This is a genomic window from Neobacillus cucumis (assembly GCF_016908975.1).
Taxonomy (GTDB): domain Bacteria; phylum Bacillota; class Bacilli; order Bacillales; family Cytobacillaceae; genus Neobacillus; species Neobacillus cucumis.
In genome coordinates this window covers 50,906-72,657 of record NZ_JAFBEX010000018.1, presented here as the reverse complement: position 1 = coordinate 72,657, position 21,752 = coordinate 50,906, and the positions used below count along the sequence as shown (strand labels likewise).

Genomic DNA, 21,752 nt, shown 5'->3' with positions numbered 1-21,752 from the left:
ATTATTTTTAATTTAAGAAGAGGGGTATACTGCTGAAACTAGTTAAAGAAATCCTTCGTTTAGCAGTTCCATCGATTGCCACTTTTTCTTCGATTATGTTAGAGGTCTGTTGATCTTGATAATTGTTTTAATGATGATATTTACAGTTTTCAATATCGTTATTTATCTTATATGAGAGCTATAGGTAACACAAAGACTCCAATGAATATTTCTATTATTAATAGTGCCTTGGTGGTCTTTTTAACTTATGCCCTGGTGTATGGGAAATCGGGTTTTCCAGATTTGGGTTTGCAAGGAGCGGGCTGGTGTATGGTGGCCGCTGAAGGAATCACACTTCTTCTTAATCCCCTTGTCCATAATAAATTTCTAAACGACACTTTTTTTACCTGTTCATGGGTGCCTATTGAAGCTCGGCAAATTTGGTTGTTGTTAGTAGAAAGTATGAAGCTTTGAGTTACAGAATTGTCCAATAGTTTAGGAATGTTGGTGTTTACCAGCTATATAACCCGGCTCGGGACAGTGGCATTTGCTGCAAATCAAATTGCTTTAAATATTCTTTCCTTTGGCTTTATGCCATCGAACGGATTTGGAGCGACTGCCACTGTAGGGATTGGACAGGAAATAGGTAGAGGTCGGCGATTGGAAGGAAAGCGCTTTGGAATGGTAACTGTGTACCTTGGATGGGATTTATGTCATTGTTTCAACTATGATAAAATTGAGTCAACAAAATGGTACATGAAATAAACAAAAGCCAATTAGCTGGTTTCGCAGTCTGAAGATATATGCCTTTAGCACAGATAATAAGGTAATATATTAGCTTAATAAAAAGTAATATGATATCATAAAACCAATATAGTTTATCTGATAAACAAACAAAGTAATAAGAGACAAAGAGAATGGGAGGAAATAAGATGAAAAAGGTTGTCATAACCGGTGGAAGTGGACTTCTAGGTTCAGCAGTTATCAAAGAATTTATTGATCATGGTTACAACGTGGTTAATGCAGATCTTAAACATCAAAAAGAAGCGCTTTGTCAAACGGTTATTACAGATTTAACTAATCTTGGTGAAGTATACGGGGTATTAGCAGGTGCTGATGCAGTTGTACACCTTGCCGCTATTCCGGTTGCTTACTCGCATCCAAACGAAGTGACCTTTAAAAATAACGTGATGTCCACTTACAATATTTTGGAAGTTGCTGGGACACTAGGGATTAAAAAAGCAGTTATCTCTTCGAGTGAATCGTCTTATGGCATTTGTTTTTCAAAGCAAGACTTAAAACCTCAATATGTACCAATGGATGAAGAACACCCTCAATTACCGGAAGAAAGCTATGGTTTATCGAAAATTGTGAACGAGAAAACAGCAGATATGATTCATCAAAGAACAGGTATGCAGGTTGTGTCATTTAGATTGGGAAATGTTATATCTCCGGAAATGTATAAAAATTTCCCTGGTTTTATTCATGACCCCAAACAGCGTAAAACCATTTTATGGAGCTACATTGATACAAGAGATGCGGCAACTGCTTATAGATTGGCTGTTGAAACGGATGGGCTTGGCTCAGTTGCACTTAATATAGCTGCAGATGATACGAGTATGGATATTCCAAGCAAACAGCTTATGGAAATTTGTTATCCAACGGTAAAAGATTTCCGCAAAGAATTAAATGGTTTTGAATCATTATTAAACAATGAAAAAGCTAAGAAGTTATTAAATTGGCAGCCTGTACATCAGTGGAGAAATTATGTGACGCTTTAAATTCAATTTTTTATAGAATAATAATTTTGATTAAGGAGAGATGATCTATGTTGAAAAGTTTACAAAGTACGACAACATTACACAATGGTGTGAAAATGCCTTGGTTAGGTTTAGGCGTTTTCTTGGTAAAGGATGGAGAAGAAGTTGTTAGTTCTGTAAAAGCAGCTCTTGAAGCAGGCTATCGAAGCATCGATACAGCAGCGATTTATCGTAATGAAGAGGGCGTTGGCAGAGCTATTGCCGAATCAAACGTTCCTCGTGAAGAATTGTTTATTACGACAAAACTATGGAATGCGAACCATGGCTATGAATCTACATTAGCTGCATTTGATGAAAGCATGAAAAAACTGGGATTAGAGTATTTAGATCTTTATTTAATTCACTGGCCGCTGCCTTCTAAAGGGAAGTATGTAGAAACATGGAAAGCACTAGAGAAACTTTATAAGGATGGACGAGTTCGTGCCATTGGAGTAAGTAACTTTAAAGTACATCACCTTCAGGATATTATCGAAAACTGTGAGATCAAACCAATGGTCAATCAAGTAGAATACCATCCGCGCTTTAATCAACAAGAATTGCATGATTTTTGTAAAAATCATGGAATCCAGCTTGAAGCATGGTCTCCACTAATGCAAGGGGGGCTTTTTGATGAGCCTGTGCTGGTTGAGATTGCAAATAAATACAATAAATCAACAGCACAGGTCATTATCCGGTGGGATTTACAAACTGGGGTAGTAACGATTCCAAAATCCACAAAGCCTCACCGTATCGCTGAAAATGCAGATGTCTTTGATTTTGAGCTTTCACAAGAAGACATGGATAAAATAAACTCTCTCAATCAGGAGAAACGCCAGTTTGCAGATCCTGATGAATTTAATAAAGAATAAGTAAACCATATTAATTAAAGGCGGGATGGCAGTATTTTCGCCCTTTGAGTAAATCAGATATTACAATCAAAGTCTGTATCCATGAATAATAGAATTGCGTTAATTTAAAGGCGGCTACCTTCGTTAAGCCGTTTTTTACTAGGTCAGAGAATAAAAAGGGTATAAAAGTTATATATTTAGTTTATTCAGTAGACAAACTAAGTTGAAGGCTCTATAATTAGAATTGCGATAAGTTAATATTAAGAAAGTTCTAAAATTGCGAAATTGTTTATAGAAAAGGGGGATATGTCTTCTTTATGAGAATTATATGTTTTAAATCAGAACAAAAAATGGAGCAACTTGCTGCACTGACAGACAGTGGTGAGGTCTATCTTTTACCTTATAAAAGTTTCTTAGACCTTATGAAAGAAGCAGAAACTAAAAAACAGGGCTGCTTATCTCTAGTTCAACAGTCCATTATAGATTCACTGCCAATAGAAGAAAAATTGGAAGAACTTCAGTTGATTTTACCTATCCGTCCGGAAGAAGTTTGGGCATCTGGAGTTACTTATCTAAAAAGCAAGGTAGCCAGAAACCTAGAATCAAAAGCAACCACACATGAGTCCATTTATGACAAAGTATATGAGGCCGAAAGACCGGAGTTATTTATGAAGTCAACATTCCATAGAACGATAGGTCCGGATACACCTGTTTATATCAGAACAGATTCCAACTGGCAGATCCCTGAACCGGAGCTAGGCCTGGTTTTGAGCCGCAACGGTGACATTATTGGCTATACGATTGGGAATGACATGAGCAGCCGCGATATCGAGGGTGAAAATCCGTTATATCTGCCTCAGGCAAAAATTTGGAAAAACTCTTGTTCAATTGGACCTAGCATTCGTTTAGCTGAGACGGTGGATGATCCATATAATTTTGAGATTACTTGTCGAATCTATCGCAATAATGAAAAATTGTTTGAAGATAGTGCTAATACATCCCAATTAAAAAGAAAATATGATGAGATAGTCACGTATTTATGCCGAGATAATGAGGTGTTTGACGGAACTGTATTGTTAACCGGTACATGCATAGTTCCATCTGAGGATTTTACGCTTGCAGATGGCGATGTGATTGAAATTGAGATTTCTGGAATCGGCATCTTGCGGAACCCAGTTCAAGTTCAAAATCCCGTTAAACTAGAAGGAGTATACAGATGACAACTTTATCACCAATAAAAACATTTTTAAACTATATCAATGGCAGCTGGCAAGCAGGCTCTTCAGATGAAACATTGGCAAGCATCAATCCTGCCAACCGGGAAGTTGTAGGTTATGTCCAAAGCTCAACAAGAGAAGATTTAAATGAAGCTGTAGAAGCTGCCAAGCAGGCACAAAAAGAATGGAGAAAACTGTCCGGAACAGAGAGAGGCAATCTTTTATTTAAAGCTGCCGATATTCTTGAAAAAAATCTGGATGAAGTAGCGGAATCAATGACAAGAGAAATGGGAAAAACCTTGACAGAGGCAAAAGGCGAAACTGCACGCGGCGTTGCTATTTTGCGCTATTATGCCGGTGAAGGCATGAGAAAGATGGGTGATCTTATACCTGCATCAGATGGCACGGCCCTTCAATTTAGCAAGCGCGTTCCTTTAGGTGTTGTGGGAGCGATTACACCATGGAATTTCCCTGTTGCGATTCCGATTTGGAAAGTAGCACCTGCTTTGATTTATGGAAATGCGGTTGTTCTTAAGCCGGCTACTGAAGCAGCAGTGACTGCTGCTAAAGTGATCGAGTGTTTTAATCAGGCTGGCTTCCCTAAAGGGGTTATTAACTTGATTACGGGTAAAGGTTCTGTTATTGGACAGGGGCTTGCTGAACACCAAGATGTTGCTGTTATCACATTTACAGGTTCAAATTCAGTAGGAAAACAAATTGGCCAAACTGCTGCCGCACGCGGTGCTAAGTATCAGCTTGAAATGGGCGGGAAAAACCCGATCATTATTGCCAATGATGCTGACCTTGATCAAGCTGTTGCAGCTGTTTTAAGCGGTGGATTAAAATCTACCGGCCAAAAATGTACTTGCAGCAGCCGTGTAATCGTTCAAAGTGGTGTTTACGAAGAATTTAAGGAAAAATTAATTGCAGCAGTGAAAACGATTAAAGTTGGAAATGGCTTGGATGCTGATACATGGATGGGACCTTGTGCATCTGAAGACCAATACAATACCGTAAAGTATTACATTCAAAAAGGGATTGAAGAGGGTTCACAAATTTTGATTGGCGGCGATTCTCCGGAGTCTGAGGAGTTAAAACAAGGTTTCTATGTGAATCCAACTGTATTTGACAATGTTACTACCAACATGATAATAGCCCAAGAAGAAATTTTTGGACCTGTATTGGCTCTTATGAAAGTTGAATCCATTGAAGAAGCAATCGAGGTTGCCAATGATGTTGAATTTGGTCTAAGTGCTTCCATTTTTACAAAGGATATCAGCAAAATGCTTACCTTTATTGATGATATCGATGCTGGCCTTGTCCGTGTCAACTACGAAACAGCCGGCGTAGAACTGCAAGCTCCATTCGGCGGAATGAAGGCATCCAGCTCACACTCTCGAGAACAAGGAGAGGCAGCGAAAGAATTCTTTACAACCACTAAAACGGTCTTTATTAAAGGTTAATTCGGAAGTATTTTAATATGTGGCTGTGTTAAAGCTATTGTTGATTTTTTAACCAAGTTGATTGGAGCAGATATCAACAGCCAAATTTAACACAGCCTAAAAAGTTAAGATTGTGAATTTTATAGATTCATATTTGCGCTAAAAAGGAGACAAAATAATGGATCATTCTGTCGAACAGCTAATGAACGGAAATAACCCAGACATTTTTTCCATAAAAACAAAAGCACATGGCCCACAAGGAAAACTGCCGCTTACCGATCGAATGTTGCGAGAAGAGCCGAGTGGCAACCTTTTTGGAATGACTCAAAATGTAGGCATGGGTTGGAAACCAACAAAATTAAACGGCAAACAAGTCCTCCTTTTAAGTACGCAAGGTGGAATGAAAGATACAAATGGTGATCCGATTGCCCTGGGCTATCATACAGGCCATTGGGAAGTCGATTTGTTAATGAAGGAAGCAGCAAGGGAAGTCAGTAAGCATGGGGGAATTCCATTTGCTGGCTATGTAAGTGATCCATGTGATGGCAGATCCCAAGGAACAACCGGAATGTTTGATTCCCTTCCATATCGGAACGACGCAGCAATGGTCTTTCGCCGCTTAATTCGATCACTGCCAACTCGTCAAGCGACAATCGGGATTGCTACCTGTGACAAAGGTCTACCTGCGATGATGATTGCAATCGCTTCCATGCATGACCTTCCAACGGTTGTAATTCCTGGAGGTGTTACCCTTCCTCCAACATATGGGGAAGATGCGGGAAAAGTTCAAACGATTGGAGCACGGTACTCCAATAATGAATTAAGTCTATTGGAAGCTGCTGAACTTGGCTGCAGGGCTTGTGCAACACCTGGTGGAGGCTGTCAATTCTTAGGAACCGCGGCAACCGCTCAGGTCGTCAGTGAAGCATTAGGTCTTTCTGTCCCGCATGCCGCCTTAGCTCCATCTGGACAAGATGTTTGGAAAGAAATGGCCAGACAATCTGCTCGTGCTGTTATTAATCTTGAAGCACAAGGAATTACGACAAAGGATATCGTGACAAATGCAGCAATTCGAAATGCCATGGTTGTTCATGCTGCATTTGGCGGGTCAACGAATCTTCTTCTTCATATCCCAGCCATTGCCTATGCTGCCGGATGTGATATTCCAACTGTAGAGGATTGGATTGAAGTCAATAAGACCACTCCTCGCTTGGTGAGCGTTTTACCAAACGGTCCAGTTCACCACCCAACGATTCGCGCCTTCTTGGCTGGCGGAGTTCCAGAGGTTATGCTTCATCTGCGTGATTTAGGGTTATTGGATTTGGATGTTATGACCGTAACAGGTAAGACACTCCGCGCAAATCTTGACTGGTGGGAACATTCTGAGCGCCGCAAAAAAATGAAGCAAATCCTAAAGGAACAGGACAATGTTGATGCGGGTGACGTTATCATGCCTCCAAGTGTAGCGGCAGAACGCGGCATGCATTCGACATTGACGTTCCCAACTGGAAATATTGCACCAGAAGGATCTATTATAAAATCTGCGTCAATTGATCCTGAAAAAATTGATGAAAATGGTGTCTACTATCATAAGAGCCCAGCAAAAGTGTTTACGAGTGAATATGAAGCCATCAAAGCTATTAAAAATGGTGAGATTTTTGCAGGGGATATTATGGTTGTTACTGGATGCGGTCCGCTTGGAACAGGTATGGAGGAAACCTACCAACTTACTTCTGCCTTGAAACATTTGTCTTTTGGAAAACATGTGACGTTGCTAACTGATGCTCGTTTTTCAGGTGTTTCAACAGGAGCTTGCATCGGCCATGTCGGTCCTGAAGGTCTTGCAGACGGTCCAATTGGGAAATTAAAGACTGGAGATTTAATCGAGGTCTATATAAATACAAAGGAATTAGAAGGACATCTTCAATTTATCGGAACACTTGAGAACGAGGTTACACCTGAAGAAGGAAGTGCCATCCTTTCAAAGAGACCCGTTAACCCAAATGTAAAGCCGTCACCTCAGCTTCCTGATGATACAAGGCTTTGGGCTGCTCTACAATCGGTCAGCGGAGGCACATGGCGCGGTAGTATCTACGACGTAGATCGAATCATTGAAGTATTGAAAGCTGGAGAAGAAGTATTAAAAGTGAAGAATAGCGAAGGTTCTCTTGCTTAACTAATCAAAGATGTTCATTCGATTTTGACTAAGAAGGATCTCATGTAGGAATCCCGTTCATGATCGGATGGATGGGATTTCTAGATTATTTTGAGGATAAAATCAATCTCACTAATTATTTTTATAATTTTTAAAAAAATGCCTTTAAGAATGAAATAAACTATGTTATTATTAATCCAAACTTAGTTTATTTAAAACACAAACTAAGTTTGGATTATTCTAAAATAATAATTTAAGGGGTGAAAAAAGATACTTTTTAAACTCAACAAAATTTTTTTGATCTATGGTGAAAGCACTTTCAACACGCATTTTATACCTTAAGAGGAGGATTCAAATGGGAGTTAGTACTGCTAAGCAATTGACAAATAATTTTATTGAAAAAATTAGTTTCAAAGAAAAAGTTGGTTATGCAACTGGTGATTTGGCCTGTAACTTCATTTATCAAACTGTAAGCAGTTATCTATTATTTTTTTATACAGACATTTTTGGAATATCAGCAGCAGCAGCAGGCTTTATGTTTTTAATCGTTCGGTGTATCGATGCTGTGATTGATCCACTTATTGGGACTGTTGTTGATAAAACAAATTCAAAATATGGGAGATTCCGTCCTTACCTTTTATATGGTGCTTTTCCATTTGCAATCGTTGCCATTCTTTGCTTTACAACACCTGGATTCTCTGATACTGGAAAAATAGTTTATGCTTATATTACTTATATCTTATTATCCATTACGTATTCGTCTATAAACGTTCCTTATGCAGCACTTACTTCTGCCATTACGCGAGATAATAAAGAGATTGTTAGTTTAACTTCTGTCAGGATGCTTTTTTCAAATGGAGGAGGAATGATTGTTTCCTTTGGTGTACCTGCCTTAGCTGCACTGTTCACACATGCAACAGGGAAAACGAGTACAGGCTGGCAGATGACAATGTCATTGATGGGAATTCTCGGAGCTATTTTGTTGATTGTATGTTTCTTAAACACAAAAGAAAGAGTTCAAGTTTCTGAAGCAGAATCCAAAGTTAGCTTTAAGGACATTTTTACGCAATTACGAGTGAATCGTCCTCTTATTCTTGTATGCATTTTCTTTATTCTTAACTTTGGTGTAAACTCAATCATTAACTCAGTTGGTATCTATTATGTTACATATAATGTAGCCAGACCTGATTTAGTAAAATGGTACGGATTAATGGGAACGCTTCCTGCACTTATCCTAATGCCATTAATCCCGGTAATGTACAAATTTATCGGTAAGAAAAAATTGCTGTTCTTATCATTAGCTTTAAAATTTATTGGTTTAGTGGGACTATTCTTAATTCCTTCAACGATGGTTACTGGCGTATTTATCGCAAGAATCATTCAAGCAATTGGCACGATTACATGTGGTGGTTTTGTTTGGGCATTGATTCCAGAAACAATTGATTTTGGTGAATATAAGACTGGTAAGCGTGCAAGCGGTGTCGTTTATGCTCTTGTAAATTTCTTCTTCAAATTTGGTATGGCTATTGGCGGTATTGTTCCAGGGATTCTTTTATCCAATTTCGGCTATATTGCTAACCACGCGCAAACACCAGCTGCTTTACATGGAATTTTACTAACTTTATCAGTAATCCCGGCAGTGTTTGTCGCGATCGAGTTATTTGCAATTTATTTCTATAATTTGGATGAAAAAGAACATAAGCGTGTTCTTGCTGAGTTATCTTCGAGAGGTTGATTGAAATGATAAAGATTCAAAATCCGATCTTAAAAGGATTTAATCCCGACCCTAGCATTTGCAGGGTCGGGGATGACTATTATATTGCCACTTCTACGTTTGAATGGTTTCCGGGCGTACAAATTCACCATTCAAAAGATTTGGTTAACTGGCATCTTGTTTCCCGTCCGTTAAATCGTGTTTCTCTTCTTGACATGAAGGGCAACCCAAATTCCGGAGGGGTTTGGGCACCAAGCCTGTCTTATTCTGGTGGGAAATTCTGGTTGATTTATTCGGATATGAAGACTAAATTCGGTGCATGGCGGGATGTTCATAATTATCTCACTACTTGTGAGACCATTGACGGAGAGTGGAGCGAGCCCATCTTTTTGAATAGTTCGGGCTTTGATCCCTCTTTATTCCAAGATGATGATGGAAGAAAGTATGTGGTTAACAGGAATTGGGACCAAAGAACTCGTAATGATTCTCCTTGTACGATTGTTCTGCAGGAATACTCTGATGCAGAAAAACGCTTAATTGGAAAGCCGAAAGTAATTTTTACGGGAACAGATCTTGCGTATACGGAAGGTCCAAATCTATATAAAATTAACGGGTATTATTACTTGGTTACAGCAGAAGGCGGAACATGGTATGGACATGCTGCTACATTGGCTAGATCCGAAAAGATCGAAGGACCTTATGTGCTACATCCGGATAACCCATTGCTTTCTTCTTGGCATGACCCAAGAAATCCACTGCAAAAATGCGGACATGCTGCATTCGTTGAAACACAAACCAATGAATGGTATATGGTGCATTTAACAGGAAGAACCTTGCCGCAGAATCAAAAACCTATTCTCGATAATCGGGGTTTTTGTCCGCTAGGAAGAGAGACCGCCATTCAAAAATTAGAATGGAGAAACGGCTGGCCGTATGTTGTCGGCGGTAAACAAGGTTCGCTTGAGGTGGAAGCGCCGAATCTGGAAGAAGTAAAATGGGAAAAAGATTATGACGAGGTAGATGATTTTAATAGTCCGATTTTGAATCATCACTTCCAATCATTACGAATCCCATTAACAGATGAAATTATGTCATTGACAGACAGACCTGGGAATTTGCGGCTGTATGGCAGAGAGTCACTTACATCCCTGTTTACACAGGCGCTGGTTGCAAGACGTTGGCAGGCTTTTAACTTTGATGCCAGTACAGGAGTTTTCTTTAAACCTGATACATTCCAGCAGGCCGCAGGATTGGTATGTTACTACGATACGGAAAATTGGACATCCGTCCAAGTTACCTGGAATGAAGAAAAAGGAAGAATTATTGACCTGGTTATCCGAGATCATATTTCCTTCTCTAGGCCACTCCAGGGTGCGGAGATTCAGGTCCCTGAAACAGTGGAATATGTCCATTTCAAAGTGAAAGTTCGAGAACATACTTATCAATATTATTATTCTTTTGACAATGAAACATGGATAGAAATTCCTGGACTCTTTGAATCTTACAATTTGTCAGATGAACATGCCAATGGATTTACCGGGGCATTTGTAGGCATGCATTGTCAAGATACAAGCGGGGCAAGAAAAGCTGCAGATTTTGATTATTTCCAATATAAAGAGCTCTAAAGCAGGAAAGGGTGGTACAAATGGATTTACTGCAAGTCAAAGAAAATAAAATCATTAATTCAACTGGAAAATCGGTTCAGCTACGCGGTACATGTATTGGTGGCTGGATGAATATGGAAGATTTTATCAACGGCTATACAGGCACGGAGCATGCACTCCGTCATACTGTTGCCGATGTAATCGGAAAAGAAAAAGCAGAGTTTTTGTTCGATCGAATGCTGCATTACTTCTTTGGTGAAGATGATATTAAGTTTATCAAAAGCTGGGGAGCAACCACCATTCGCATCCCCTTAAATTATCGACATTTTGAGGACGATGAATCCCCGTTTGTTTACAAAGAATCTGGTTTTAAGCGTTTGGACCGAATAATCGATTTATGTGAAAAACAGGGTCTGTACGTTATTTTGGACCTTCATGCTGTACAGGGCTTTCAAAACACCCATTGGCATTCGGACAATGATGTTAGACACAGCTTTTTTTGGCATGACAAAACTTATCAAGACAGATATGTGGCATTATGGGAAGAGTTTGCCCGCCGTTACAATGGGAGAGAGGTTATTGCAGGATACAATGTAATGAACGAACCATGTGTTAATGCGCCTCACGGAGATTTCCCGCATACTTTCTTCGGGAACTATAAACCTGATTGGGAAAGGATGAATCGTATCTACAGGCGTGTAGTGGAAGCTATTCGTAAGATTGATCCGGATCATATCATTTTCCTTGAAGGGGATAATTACTCTAAGCTATTTGATGGATTAGAAGCTCCTTTCGCTGATAACCTGGTATACAGTAGTCATAACTATACTGCTGCAGGATTTGGGCCTGGGCCTTACCCTGGTGTAGCCGATGCAAAAACAGCTCGCGTTGAAAGTGGCAAGTATTGGGATAAAGATGTCCAGGTTGAGGTATTTAACAATCATCAAGGCACACAATTTTCGGAAAAATATAATGTTCCTCTTTGGGTAGGAGAGTTTGGATCGGTATATAATGGACCAGAAGATGAAATACCAGACCGTTTAAAAGCAATGGATGATCAACTTGATATTTTTGAGAAATTTGGCGCCCACTGGACGACATGGACTTATAAAGATGTTGGAGTAATGGGACTGGTTACACTCGATTCGGAATCGGAATATATGAAGAGAATATTTTCCATCATCAAACTGAAGTTTGCTCTTAATACAGATGATTGGATGATATGGCTTCCAGGATTTAAAGCTAGACAGTCAGTTGAGGAGTTAGCTGCCCATTTTGAGGAAGTTATTAACAGCCCGGATATTAATCATGGCAATAATATTGCCGCACTTTCACAATCGATTTTGACCATTTATGCGGGAGCTTTGATTCAACCTGAGTATGCGAAAATTTTCAAAGATCTTTCAGAAGAAGAAATCGACCTGATAATGCAATCTTTTGCTTTTAAAAACTGCAAGATCAATGAAGGTTTGCTGAATGTTTTAAAAAAACATACACAAAAAGAAGTAACACTATAAAAAGTTGATGTCATAAAAAATGACAAACAAATCAACCTTCCAATACGAGCATGGAGAATCGGCCTTTAATTTTGGCCGGTTTTTCTAATTAGTCAGTGTATTGGTACTTTTCTTCGTTGCCCTCCATCATACGCTGTCAGTATTTTTCAGGTTCAAGAAATTTATAAGAATTTGAAAGCGAATGAGGGTAAAACTAGACTAAAGGAGATTTTCTTAATGGAAGCAACAAAAATATTTTTTGAAAGACATACAATTCGAAAATATTTAGATAAGCCTGTCAGCAAGGAATTGTTAACAGATGTTTTGAAGGATGCCACCCGTGCTCCATCCTGGGCAAATTCACAACCATGGGAAATCTATGTCGCATCAGGAGAAACATTAGAAAGGTTACGCTCAGCTTACTTAGAGTCTTTTGAAAATTACGAACCGCACAAACAGGAGCTGTCTACACCGAGAGAATGGCCGGAGTATATCGATAAACGAATGAAGAAAAGTTTTGCAGAATCATTTAAAAGCATGGGAATTGTTCGGGATGACGAGATAGAGCGCTATAAAAACTGGAAAAATAATTATCAGTTTTTTGGTGAGCCAGTTGCTGTATTCTTATGTCTTGATGCTTCCCTTACACATTGGTCAATGTTTGACCTTGGAATGTTTGCCAATAGCTTGATGCTTTCAGCAAAAGCACACGGACTTGACTCAGCACCGGCAGCAAGCTCGGTATCCTATCCCCATCATATTAGAAAGATACTTGATATTCCTGACAACCAGAAAATCATTGTTGGGATCATGATTGGTTATGCGGATCTAGAGCATCCGTATAACCAATATATTTCAAGTCGGACCCCAATTGAAGAAGTGGTCAATTTTAGAGGAATGTAATCACCAGACTAAAGAATCTAGTTCTTTTTTCTTTCAAAATATTATAATAGGTTTTTGTTAACATAGTTTATTTATTATACAAACAAAAGTAAAAAGGAGAGAGACTTCATGCTGGAAAATTTGACCTTACATAATGGAGTAAAAATGCCTTGGTTAGGGTTAGGTGTTTTTCTGGTAAAAGAGGAGATGAAGTTGTTAGTTCCGTAAACCACACTTGAAGCTGAGCAATTTTAAAGTACATCATCTGGAAGACATTTTGGAATTGTGAAATCAAACCAATGGTTAATCAAGTTGTATTTCATCCGCTATTTAATCAACAGAAGTTACATGATTTATGTAAACAAAATGAGATTCAACTTGAAGCATGGTCTCCACTAATGCAAGGAGGACTCCTTGATAATCCTGTTCTTGTTGAGATTGCAAATAAGTACCACAAATCAATAGCACAAGTCATTATCCGCTTGGATTTACAAACAGGGATTGTAACGATTCTAAAATCAACAAAGCCTCATCGCATTGCTGAAAATACACATGTCTTTGATTTTGAGCTTTCACAAACGGCAGGAAATTTTGAGAATCACGGGTATGGGGCTGCATTTGACAAAGGAGACATTAGTAACCCTCAGCCACAGGATTGAAATGGAGTCAGAAGTAGGCAAAGGTGCAACCTTCCGCACATTTTTTTAGAAACTCAAAACCTTACAAACTTGTAAGGAAAGTAAAATTTATGAAGGTAAAATTGCCTATAAGGCATTAAACAATATTAATTTATCAATTGAAGATGGGGAATTTGTTGTCATCATGGGGCCTTCTGGTAGTGGGAAACAACCCTCTTGAACATGATTACGACGAATAGATGAACCAACTATTGGTGAGATACTAATTAATGGAAGGAATCCACATCGTCTCAAAAGAGAGGATTTGGCAAATTTCCGTAGACGAGAGCTCGGGTTTGTTTTCCAGGACTTTAATTTACTTCATACGTTAACCGTGGAGGAAAATATCGTCCTTCCGTTGACTCTTGGTGGGAAAAAGGTCAAAGAGATGAAACAAAAGGCACACGAAATCCTGGGAAAATGGGGGATTACCTCAATTATGAACAAGCGTACCTATGAAATATCAGGTGGGTAGGCACAAAATGGTGGCTGTGGCTAGGGCGATGATTCATGTGCTCAAGATGCTGCTCGCTGATGAACCGACCGGAAATCTTGATTCGAAGTCGTCGAAGGATGTCATGCTAATGTTGGAATCAATCAATAAGATTGAACGCACCACTGTGGCATTTAGTGCGATTGGAACGTTGTTTTGATTTCAAACTTTTTATACGGCAGGGATGAAAAATAACTATCCTTATCTTTTTCCTATACAACTGTTGACTAGGATAAACAGGATGCAGCTGTTATTAATAGGCTATTTTCGCACAAATTGTTGTTTTTCGTAAAAGTTAATCGACCTGTATAACTATATGCATCGTGGCATCTTTTCGTAAGAACATTTGCGAAAATTGCCCTGAAACTTAGTAAAAGGCACATAAATAAGTTCAAAAAGCAACAAAGTTTCGAAAAGAGCCTATTAATAAATCGATTAGGGAAGAAAAGATGGGAGCGAATCACGAGCAAACGATGCTTAGGTTTTATGAAATTGGCCAAGATTCCATCCTTATGCTAGGGAATCGGATTTTAATCGGTTTGCTATTTTGCTGAGAGAAGACACCATTACTATTGAAAAGGGTCAGGTTAAAGTAATTGAATTTGCTGGGAATCAATTTGGATAAACCAAGGAATTACTCGAGCCAACGATTAAATTGAAATCAGGTTTTAAATTAATTCCGGGGGAAGTGATTCATTCAAGAGCCTTACCAGCAGCTGATTCCTATTACGTAGTTTCTGATCAGGACTTTGAGGAGCTGCCAGCTCCGTCAAGGGAAGAGCATTATCATGCATGGCAGGAAAGAAAACATATTAGCCCCTTCCAGAAAGTTAGCAGCAGTACTTCCTCCTCTTTTGCAGCACTCGCTTTAATATGTGTTGAATCTGTTAAAATCACTTCTCTTTTTCTGATTTGATCTCTTTCATAAAACGAAACCTCTCCTATATACCTATTCCATACAAATTAGGTAGTGATTTAATACTAAAATAATCCAAAAAGGAAAACAAACAACATGTTTATCAACAAAAAATAAGAATAACGATAGTTAAGCAAAGAGGCAATGAAAAGGGGAATTTCCTATCGAGAGAAATGTGGATCGGAAAACCTAGTTAATATCCTATTAAAGAACTTAGGAACGGTCCATTAAGTAATGTTTATTCAAAAACTTCTTTGTCTAAAATAGTTTATTGGATGTTCCATTCTCTTTCCTTCTTAGAATCATTTCTAACAAAACTCGAGGTGGCAAATAGAATGATTCAAATCACTAAAATTCAATTATTTATGCTCGTTATGTTATTTGAAGTGGGAAGCACAACCCTCTTTGCACTAGGAATCGGTGCGAAACAGGATGCTTGGCTGGTGGTTTTACTAGCATTCTTGATCAGCACAGGTCTAATTTGGGCCTATACACAATTCCCAAGAATTTGTCCTGAACAAGATTTTTCCGAAATACTTAATGAAGCAGTAGGAAGAAAATTAGCCATTCCATTGTTGTTCATATATGGGGCCTATTTTTTCGACAGCGCCAGTTACAATTTTTTTGAATTTGGGTCACTGATTAAAATGTCTGCACTGCCGATGACACCTATTCTGGTTATCCTTTACTTTTTTATGCTCGTATCGATTTACATTCTATCGTTAGGTTTTGAAGTTTTAGCAAGAACCGGAGAAATTTTATTGCCAGTTTTTATTATTTTTATGATTACGATTTTTGTTTTTACCATGTTTTCAGGTCAATTTGATATCAATGAGATACTGCCTATTTTAGGCAATGGAATCAAACCGCTTTTAGGGAAAACCTTATTTGACGTTGTGTTTTTCCCTTTTGGTGAGCTTGTCGTTTTTATCATGTTTTGGCATTTTGTAAATAAGCAGGAAGGCATTCGAAAAATTACTTTTATAGCAGTGGCGCTTTCAACATTTTTAATTATCTTTTCACTCATTATCATGCTTTCTATTTTGGGGCCAGATCTTACAGCCAATACGGAAATTCCATTATTACAAACGATCCTATCTATTAATATCGCTAACTTTTTCACGAATTTAGACTTATTAGCCGTTTTAATCATGTTTATCGGCGGCTTTTACAAAATGAGTTTGCATTTTTACGGCGTTGTCCTTGCTATTATCTGGATATTTAAAATTAAAAATATCAGATGGGTGATTCTTGCTATAGGATTGATGTTCCCGATTTGGAATAACCTGAGATTTGAAAATATGGCTTATCACCGCTGGCTCGGATTTGAGGTTCACCCGTATGTAATGGCCATGGTCAACCTTATGACCATATTATTATTAATCGTTATTTTTCTAAAGAAAAAAGTGATGATCTTAAAAAAGAGGAGAAAGAGTGATGCTAATTCTACAAGTAATCAGGAAAGCTGATCTACTAAGTAACATCATATTATTCGGAAGTTCCATATTTATTTTAGTCTTTCTCCTGTTGATTGCTGTCCATTTGTTCACATTAATGTTTAAGCGTTAATTCTTGGCTTGGGATGGTCCCCGCATTAATCCGGTCGTTTTAATTTTAAAATGAACATTGACTGTATAGGGAACTTCAGCAAACCGATCATTCCAATCTTCTTTTATTGCATTCCATACTTTTGGTTCTTCTTTGTTTAAAGCCCTTCCAAATCCAAAAATATCAGCATGGAATTCTTTTTGCGCTTTTTCTATCGCTAATTTGATATCTTTTTCGATTTGCTTATTCATTTTTTCTTCCGTCTTCTGGGTATGTTCAAGTTTTTTTGTATTGTCTTCAAGTGGTTTCATCACTTCCTGTTCGGTGATAATCCCTACACCTTCCACATTTATGATAAAGGAGATTTCTTTTCCTTTCAGCTGTGGCTTAATGGTGGTGTCGGCTTTTTTCACTTCAACCGATTCATATCGGTTTTCATTTACAGGGGAGGGGATGGAGACCGCCCCCGATTGTACGTCACTTTTGCACCATCGATAGCCGATTGTTTGATGTTCATTTAAGTATCCAACTAATTTATCCTTATTAAAAACAGCTCCGCCGGACAATTTTACATGTTTTTTTGAAAATTTGTCTTTCTCAATTTTTAATACCCCAGCCACAGGTTCAATTCCGCTTCCCATCGACTCTTTATAAAAATTAAGCAGATTGATTTGGGCTGCTTTTAACTGAAATTTCGTATCCTCAATCATATCTCTTATTCGGAATGCAGGGATGGATTCGATTCCTCCTCTTTCTATACCCAAAATCTCATTTGCCTGTGTATTCTTTGCAATACACACGTACACATACCCCCGTACTTCTTTCCCGCGCTGAAAAAAGTCAAGTACGGGCAACAGTCCTTCTTTTGCCAAGGTTTCCCCGATCACAATCACTTTGGTATGGGCATAAAATCCTTTACGGTCGAATTCTAGATTGGAGTTCCGTATGGCTTCAAAAATGGTTTTTCCCGTTGTAACCACTTTTTCAACGGGCTTTTCGGAACTGGGCATTTGGGTACTGATTGCCCCTGGTCTTAGCATTTGGGTGGAAACAATAAATTCCCCGGAATCCGGATCTTTATCAATGGCAACTCCCATTACGATTCCCAGCTGCTTTAATTCAGTCCGGTCCCAGCAACCTGTCAATAGCAATAAGCAAAAACAACAGAAAACTGCCTTTTTCATGTCTCACCCTCGCTTTCATCCTTTTTGGGAATACGGGGTTTGTTTCCAAATCCGGATCTTTTCGAGTTCTCCCAAGTGATGGATTGCGGCCGAGAATGAAAAAGCCAAATCGGCAGGCGAATAATCGAATCCTTCCATTCACTCCAAATAATAGGCGCCTGAGGTGTTAAATAGGGGGTGCCAAAAGACCTTAGAGAGCATAAATGGCCCAGAAGTATCATAAAACCCATTAATATTCCATATAAACCGAATGAGCCTCCTAATATTAACAAAAGAATTCTCGATAAAATAACGGCATCATTAAATGCAGGTACCACAAACCCGGCAATCCCCGTAATGGCAATACCGATGACCATGGCCGAGCTTACCAAACCTGCTTGAACGGCGCCTTCTCCGATAACTAACGCACCAACAATGCTAATAGCAGAACCTACAGGCCTGGGCATCCTTACTCCTGCCTCTCTCAGTAGCTGAAAGGTGATTTCCATTAACAATGTTTCAATGAAAATAGGGAAGGGGACACGTTCTTCCCCAGCTGCCATTGTTGCCAGCAAGAGGGAAGGAACCATTTCTTGATGATAGGTGGTAAGGGCGACATAAAAGGGCGTGGCCGCAACCGAAATAAAAAGGGCTAATAACCTTAATAATCGAATGATGGAGGATAAATAAGGCCGGGAGTAATAATCCTCACCGACTTGTAACCCCTCGATAAATAGAAAGGGAACGGTCAAAACAAAGGGTGTCCCATCACACAGTATCGCCACTCTACCTTCGAGTAATTTAGAAGCAACTTTATCAGGTTTCTCGCTATTTCCCACAGAAGGGAAAATCGAAAAGGGGTTGTCCTCGATAAATTGTTCTACATATCCTGATTCCAATATGGAATCCACATTGATACGCTCCAGCCGGGTACGTACCTCTTCCACAACCTTTTCATTGGCGATCCCTTCGATGTAGCCGATACGAATACTTGTTTTGGTCTGTTTGCCAAGCTTAATATTTTCAAACTTTAACTGGTGGTTATTAATTTTTCTGCGAATTAATGCAGTATTGACCTTTAATACTTCATTAAAGCCTTCGCGAGATCCTCTCACACTTGATTCGGTAGCAGGCTCGCTTACATTCCTAGTTTCGAAACCTTGAGTACTCATGGCGAGAGCCGAATCAAATCCATCTATAAAAAGAACCGTCTTTCCGGTCAAGACACTGTCAATAACTTGATCTATCATTTTTAGCTCTTGAATATCTGCCGTGTGAAGAATCCTATTTCTTATCATGGTAAGTAAATTGCTTTCATTAAAGTGTTGAGGTGAAGAGTTGGGCTCCATTAACGGCTTTAATATATTTACATTGATATAATCTTCATTCACTATTCCATCTAAATAACAAATAAAAACCTTATATGGTTTTTGGTTCAGAAACTCAAAGTCTCTATAAAGGATATCATCCGTTTTCCCAAAAGCATCTTTTAATATAGAAAGGTTATCAGCTAATTTTTTATTAATATATTTTTCAGTTATTACCTGTTCATTGGGCTTAGAGGTAGGATTTTGGGGAAGGATTTTCTTTAAAGATTGAAATAAGCTTTGCATAGGTTTTCCTCTTTCAGTTTTTAATGAATTCGTTTTTGTTATTATTTGTAAACAAATAGAAATCATTCTTTTGTCATCTGCGAAAGAAGAAAATCTAATCTCATTTTTTATTCATTAAACATAAAAGTACCCGATAGGGCAGACCTTTTTTAGTGTCTACTCTATCGGGTACAGTTTAGGCAAAATGCCCTGTCTTATTTAGCCACTTTTGCTTTAGCACGAGCAGCATCGAGTTTCTTATTGATGTCTTCGACGTCTTTATCTGAAAGTGGGTAAAGAGCCATCACAATCATAGAAACGATCGCAAGCGCTGCTGGAATCCAGATAGCTGTCATGTTGATACCGGAAAGAGCACTAGCTGTTTGTTTCGCCGCATTTCCATCGAAGCCGAAAGCCGCAAGGAACCAGAGCGGAATGGCACCACCAAGAGTGAAGCCAATCTTGAAGAAGAGACCCATGATCGCATTGATGATAGCAGCGTTACGTTTGCCAGACTTCATTTCACCATAAGAGACAACTTCAGGAACGAGTGCCCACATAAAACCAGTTGCCGAAGTAAGACCCCATTGCTTGATGAAGGTTGAAACATAAGCAAGGAAGAGTGAATCATGCATGCCATCAAACGACCATACCCAAGTAAGGATTTCACCAACAACAAACATACCAAGGAAGAAATGGAAGAATCCCTTTTTACCAAAGACTTTTTTTAATTTTGGCCAGAAGACTGGGAAAGCGATACCAGGGATGGAGGCGATGAGACCTACAGCACCCATCCAGTCTGAGTGGTTGACCGTGTACTGATTAAAGAATCCATTCACTGTGTTCATGAAGAACATGAATGTGAAAGCAAGCATAAAGAAGAAACCAAGAATAACGAGTGGTTTGTTGTTCTTCAATTCAAGGAACAGGTCTAAAGCTTTCACTTCTGCAGATTGTTCAGCAGTTGCGACAACGCGTTCTTTTGTGAGACGGTAGCAGAAGAACAAAGCCAAAGCGCCAAGTATCATGTAAACCATGTAAACCCCAAACCAAGCGTGACTTGCCGATGCATCTGTATAAGTACCCATGTTGATCTTGAGACCAAAGAAACCTGTGTCTTTCATTGAGCGGTCTTTTGGTGCTACCATTTGGACAAACATTGGGAACAGTGTGTAAACCAAGAGGTTAGCAATATTAGCCAGCATCATACGAGTAGTTGTAATTTTAACTACGGATTCAGGGGCACGTGTGAGTGAAGCATTCAGCGAACCGTAAGGAATGTTGACTAAGGAATAAACCAAGTCGAGCAAGAAGTAAGTGATAAAGGCGATTGGCACTGAACCTCGAATCGCTGGAATTGGAACAAAGAGCATCGCTGCTAAGATAACAAGTGGTACACCTGCAATCAGAAGCCAAGGACGATATTTACCGTTCTTGAATGTATGTTTATCAACGAAGGTACCGACCATCGGATCCCAGAATACGTTAACAATTCGGACAAACAAGAAGATGAACCCAGCTGCAGCTGTACCAATGGCATTTACGGTAGTCAGATAGAGAGCCAAGAATCCTCCCACTGTACCAAATACGAGGTTTTGGGCAAAATCCCCAAGACCGTAACCGATCCGTTCAGAAAGGCTGAGCTTATGGTACTCGTTTTGTTGAATGTTTTGTGTGTTTTTGTTCATTTGTTTAACAGTAGATTCCATTAAAGCCATGTCATAAATCTCCTTTTCAGTTAAATTTCAAATCGATTTATCCGCTTACATTATTTGAATATAACGAGCCGCTCGATCTTAAAATTGACAAACAAGTTAGAAGGAATCGCTTTCAGCGATACTAAAAAATGATTAACTCATTAAGCAAACATCATAAAATAGGTAAATGTTTTATAAAGCGAATGATCGCATTAACTACCCAACTAGAAATCTTTCAGCGTAAAGAATTAAAAAATAACCAATTACTTGATTAGTTGGTTTTCATAAATGAACAAAGTAGATTTGTTGCTAAATCATCCTAAACAAAACTTAAAATCGTGTAAACGGTGAATTGTTGCGCTTATTTTGCTTTAAAGCCTTCATTCACCTCTTTAACTAGTAATTTTCCCTTTGAAACCGTCTACACTTTATCACAAAAAATAAACAAAACTACATGAAACTTAGTTTGTTTATCGGATGAACTAACCCGTGAATTAATACTAACACATATTTTTTAATTGAACAATATA

General features: G+C 38.8%; 16 protein-coding genes and 2 pseudogenes. 15 read left to right on the top strand and 3 right to left on the bottom strand.

Annotation, left to right across the window (positions count from 1 at the left end):
• The first annotated feature begins 201 nt into the window (after positions 1–201).
• The 15 genes and pseudogenes from JOC76_RS30160 (at position 202) to JOC76_RS21275 (ending at position 16,691) form a co-directional block, all read left to right on the top strand.
• Positions 202–453 (top strand): hypothetical protein, encoded by a 252-nt coding sequence (locus JOC76_RS30160; protein WP_239557871.1) that lies wholly within the window; start codon positions 202–204, stop codon positions 451–453.
• A 9-nt stretch (positions 454–462) separates the two neighbouring features.
• A complete protein-coding gene (locus JOC76_RS30155; RefSeq protein WP_239557870.1) occupies positions 463–744 on the top strand; it encodes an MATE family efflux transporter in 282 nt (93 codons plus the stop codon).
• Between the two features lie 167 nt (positions 745–911).
• Positions 912–1,760 (top strand): NAD-dependent epimerase/dehydratase family protein, encoded by an 849-nt coding sequence (locus JOC76_RS21335; RefSeq protein WP_205180808.1) that lies wholly within the window; start codon positions 912–914, stop codon positions 1,758–1,760.
• A gap of 47 nt (positions 1,761–1,807) precedes the next feature.
• Positions 1,808–2,647: an aldo/keto reductase gene (locus JOC76_RS21330; protein ID WP_205180807.1), complete on the top strand. Its 840-nt coding sequence runs from the start codon at positions 1,808–1,810 to the stop codon at positions 2,645–2,647.
• A 296-nt stretch (positions 2,648–2,943) separates the two neighbouring features.
• Positions 2,944–3,846 carry a fumarylacetoacetate hydrolase family protein gene (locus JOC76_RS21325; RefSeq protein WP_205180806.1) on the top strand — a complete coding sequence of 301 codons (903 nt, stop codon included), beginning with the start codon at positions 2,944–2,946 and terminating at the stop codon, positions 3,844–3,846.
• A complete protein-coding gene (gene gucD / locus JOC76_RS21320) occupies positions 3,843–5,306 on the top strand; it encodes an alpha-ketoglutaric semialdehyde dehydrogenase GucD (protein WP_205180805.1) in 1,464 nt (487 codons plus the stop codon). The genes JOC76_RS21325 and gucD overlap by 4 nt, the downstream gene beginning before the upstream one ends.
• Before the next feature lie 157 nt (positions 5,307–5,463).
• A complete protein-coding gene (locus JOC76_RS21315) occupies positions 5,464–7,461 on the top strand; it encodes a YjhG/YagF family D-xylonate dehydratase (protein WP_205180804.1) in 1,998 nt (665 codons plus the stop codon).
• A gap of 358 nt (positions 7,462–7,819) precedes the next feature.
• On the top strand, positions 7,820–9,175 hold the full coding sequence (locus tag JOC76_RS21310) for a glycoside-pentoside-hexuronide (GPH):cation symporter (protein ID WP_372441988.1): 1,356 nt from the start codon (positions 7,820–7,822) through the stop codon (positions 9,173–9,175).
• 5 nt (positions 9,176–9,180) lie between these two features.
• The gene (locus JOC76_RS21305) at positions 9,181–10,779 is read left to right on the top strand and encodes a glycoside hydrolase family 43 protein (RefSeq protein ID WP_205180802.1); all 1,599 of its coding nucleotides are present in this window, start codon (positions 9,181–9,183) and stop codon (positions 10,777–10,779) included.
• A 20-nt stretch (positions 10,780–10,799) separates the two neighbouring features.
• A complete protein-coding gene (locus tag JOC76_RS21300) occupies positions 10,800–12,275 on the top strand; it encodes a glycoside hydrolase family 5 protein (protein WP_205180801.1) in 1,476 nt (491 codons plus the stop codon).
• Between the two features lie 216 nt (positions 12,276–12,491).
• On the top strand, positions 12,492–13,157 hold the full coding sequence (locus JOC76_RS21295; protein WP_205180800.1) for a nitroreductase: 666 nt from the start codon (positions 12,492–12,494) through the stop codon (positions 13,155–13,157).
• Between the two features lie 220 nt (positions 13,158–13,377).
• Positions 13,378–13,795: pseudogene (locus tag JOC76_RS21290) on the top strand (aldo/keto reductase); the annotation flags it as partial.
• Between the two features lie 85 nt (positions 13,796–13,880).
• Positions 13,881–14,436, top strand: a pseudogene (locus tag JOC76_RS21285) (ABC transporter ATP-binding protein); the annotation flags it as partial.
• A 558-nt stretch (positions 14,437–14,994) separates the two neighbouring features.
• On the top strand, positions 14,995–15,222 hold the full coding sequence (locus JOC76_RS21280) for a hypothetical protein (RefSeq protein ID WP_205180798.1): 228 nt from the start codon (positions 14,995–14,997) through the stop codon (positions 15,220–15,222).
• Between the two features lie 335 nt (positions 15,223–15,557).
• Positions 15,558–16,691: a GerAB/ArcD/ProY family transporter gene (locus JOC76_RS21275; RefSeq protein WP_205180797.1), complete on the top strand. Its 1,134-nt coding sequence runs from the start codon at positions 15,558–15,560 to the stop codon at positions 16,689–16,691.
• Positions 16,692–16,787: 96 nt separating this feature from the next.
• Here the strand turns inward: JOC76_RS21275 and JOC76_RS21270 are convergent, their stop codons facing one another.
• The 3 genes from JOC76_RS21270 to JOC76_RS21260 form a co-directional block, all read right to left on the bottom strand.
• Entirely contained in the window at positions 16,788–17,915 is a 1,128-nt protein-coding gene (locus tag JOC76_RS21270; RefSeq protein ID WP_205180796.1) for a Ger(x)C family spore germination protein, read from the bottom strand.
• A 35-nt stretch (positions 17,916–17,950) separates the two neighbouring features.
• The gene (locus tag JOC76_RS21265; protein ID WP_205180795.1) at positions 17,951–19,546 is read right to left on the bottom strand and encodes a spore germination protein; all 1,596 of its coding nucleotides are present in this window, start codon (positions 19,544–19,546) and stop codon (positions 17,951–17,953) included.
• A gap of 194 nt (positions 19,547–19,740) precedes the next feature.
• Positions 19,741–21,243 (bottom strand): MFS transporter, encoded by a 1,503-nt coding sequence (locus tag JOC76_RS21260; RefSeq protein ID WP_205180794.1) that lies wholly within the window; start codon positions 21,241–21,243, stop codon positions 19,741–19,743.
• Positions 21,244–21,752 lie beyond the last annotated feature (509 nt).

Coding starts and splice junctions, on each gene's coding strand:
- JOC76_RS21275 (WP_205180797.1), top strand. CDS start 15,558: ATGATTCAAATCACTAAAATTCAATTATTTATGCTCGTTATGTTATTT.
- JOC76_RS21300 (WP_205180801.1), top strand. CDS start 10,800: ATGGATTTACTGCAAGTCAAAGAAAATAAAATCATTAATTCAACTGGA.
- JOC76_RS21295 (WP_205180800.1), top strand. CDS start 12,492: ATGGAAGCAACAAAAATATTTTTTGAAAGACATACAATTCGAAAATAT.
- JOC76_RS21260 (WP_205180794.1), bottom strand. CDS start 21,243: ATGGCTTTAATGGAATCTACTGTTAAACAAATGAACAAAAACACACAA.
- gucD (WP_205180805.1), top strand. CDS start 3,843: ATGACAACTTTATCACCAATAAAAACATTTTTAAACTATATCAATGGC.
- JOC76_RS21330 (WP_205180807.1), top strand. CDS start 1,808: ATGTTGAAAAGTTTACAAAGTACGACAACATTACACAATGGTGTGAAA.
- JOC76_RS21305 (WP_205180802.1), top strand. CDS start 9,181: ATGATAAAGATTCAAAATCCGATCTTAAAAGGATTTAATCCCGACCCT.
- JOC76_RS21315 (WP_205180804.1), top strand. CDS start 5,464: ATGGATCATTCTGTCGAACAGCTAATGAACGGAAATAACCCAGACATT.
- JOC76_RS21335 (WP_205180808.1), top strand. CDS start 912: ATGAAAAAGGTTGTCATAACCGGTGGAAGTGGACTTCTAGGTTCAGCA.
- JOC76_RS21265 (WP_205180795.1), bottom strand. CDS start 19,546: ATGCAAAGCTTATTTCAATCTTTAAAGAAAATCCTTCCCCAAAATCCT.
- JOC76_RS21325 (WP_205180806.1), top strand. CDS start 2,944: ATGAGAATTATATGTTTTAAATCAGAACAAAAAATGGAGCAACTTGCT.
- JOC76_RS30160 (WP_239557871.1), top strand. CDS start 202: ATGAATATTTCTATTATTAATAGTGCCTTGGTGGTCTTTTTAACTTAT.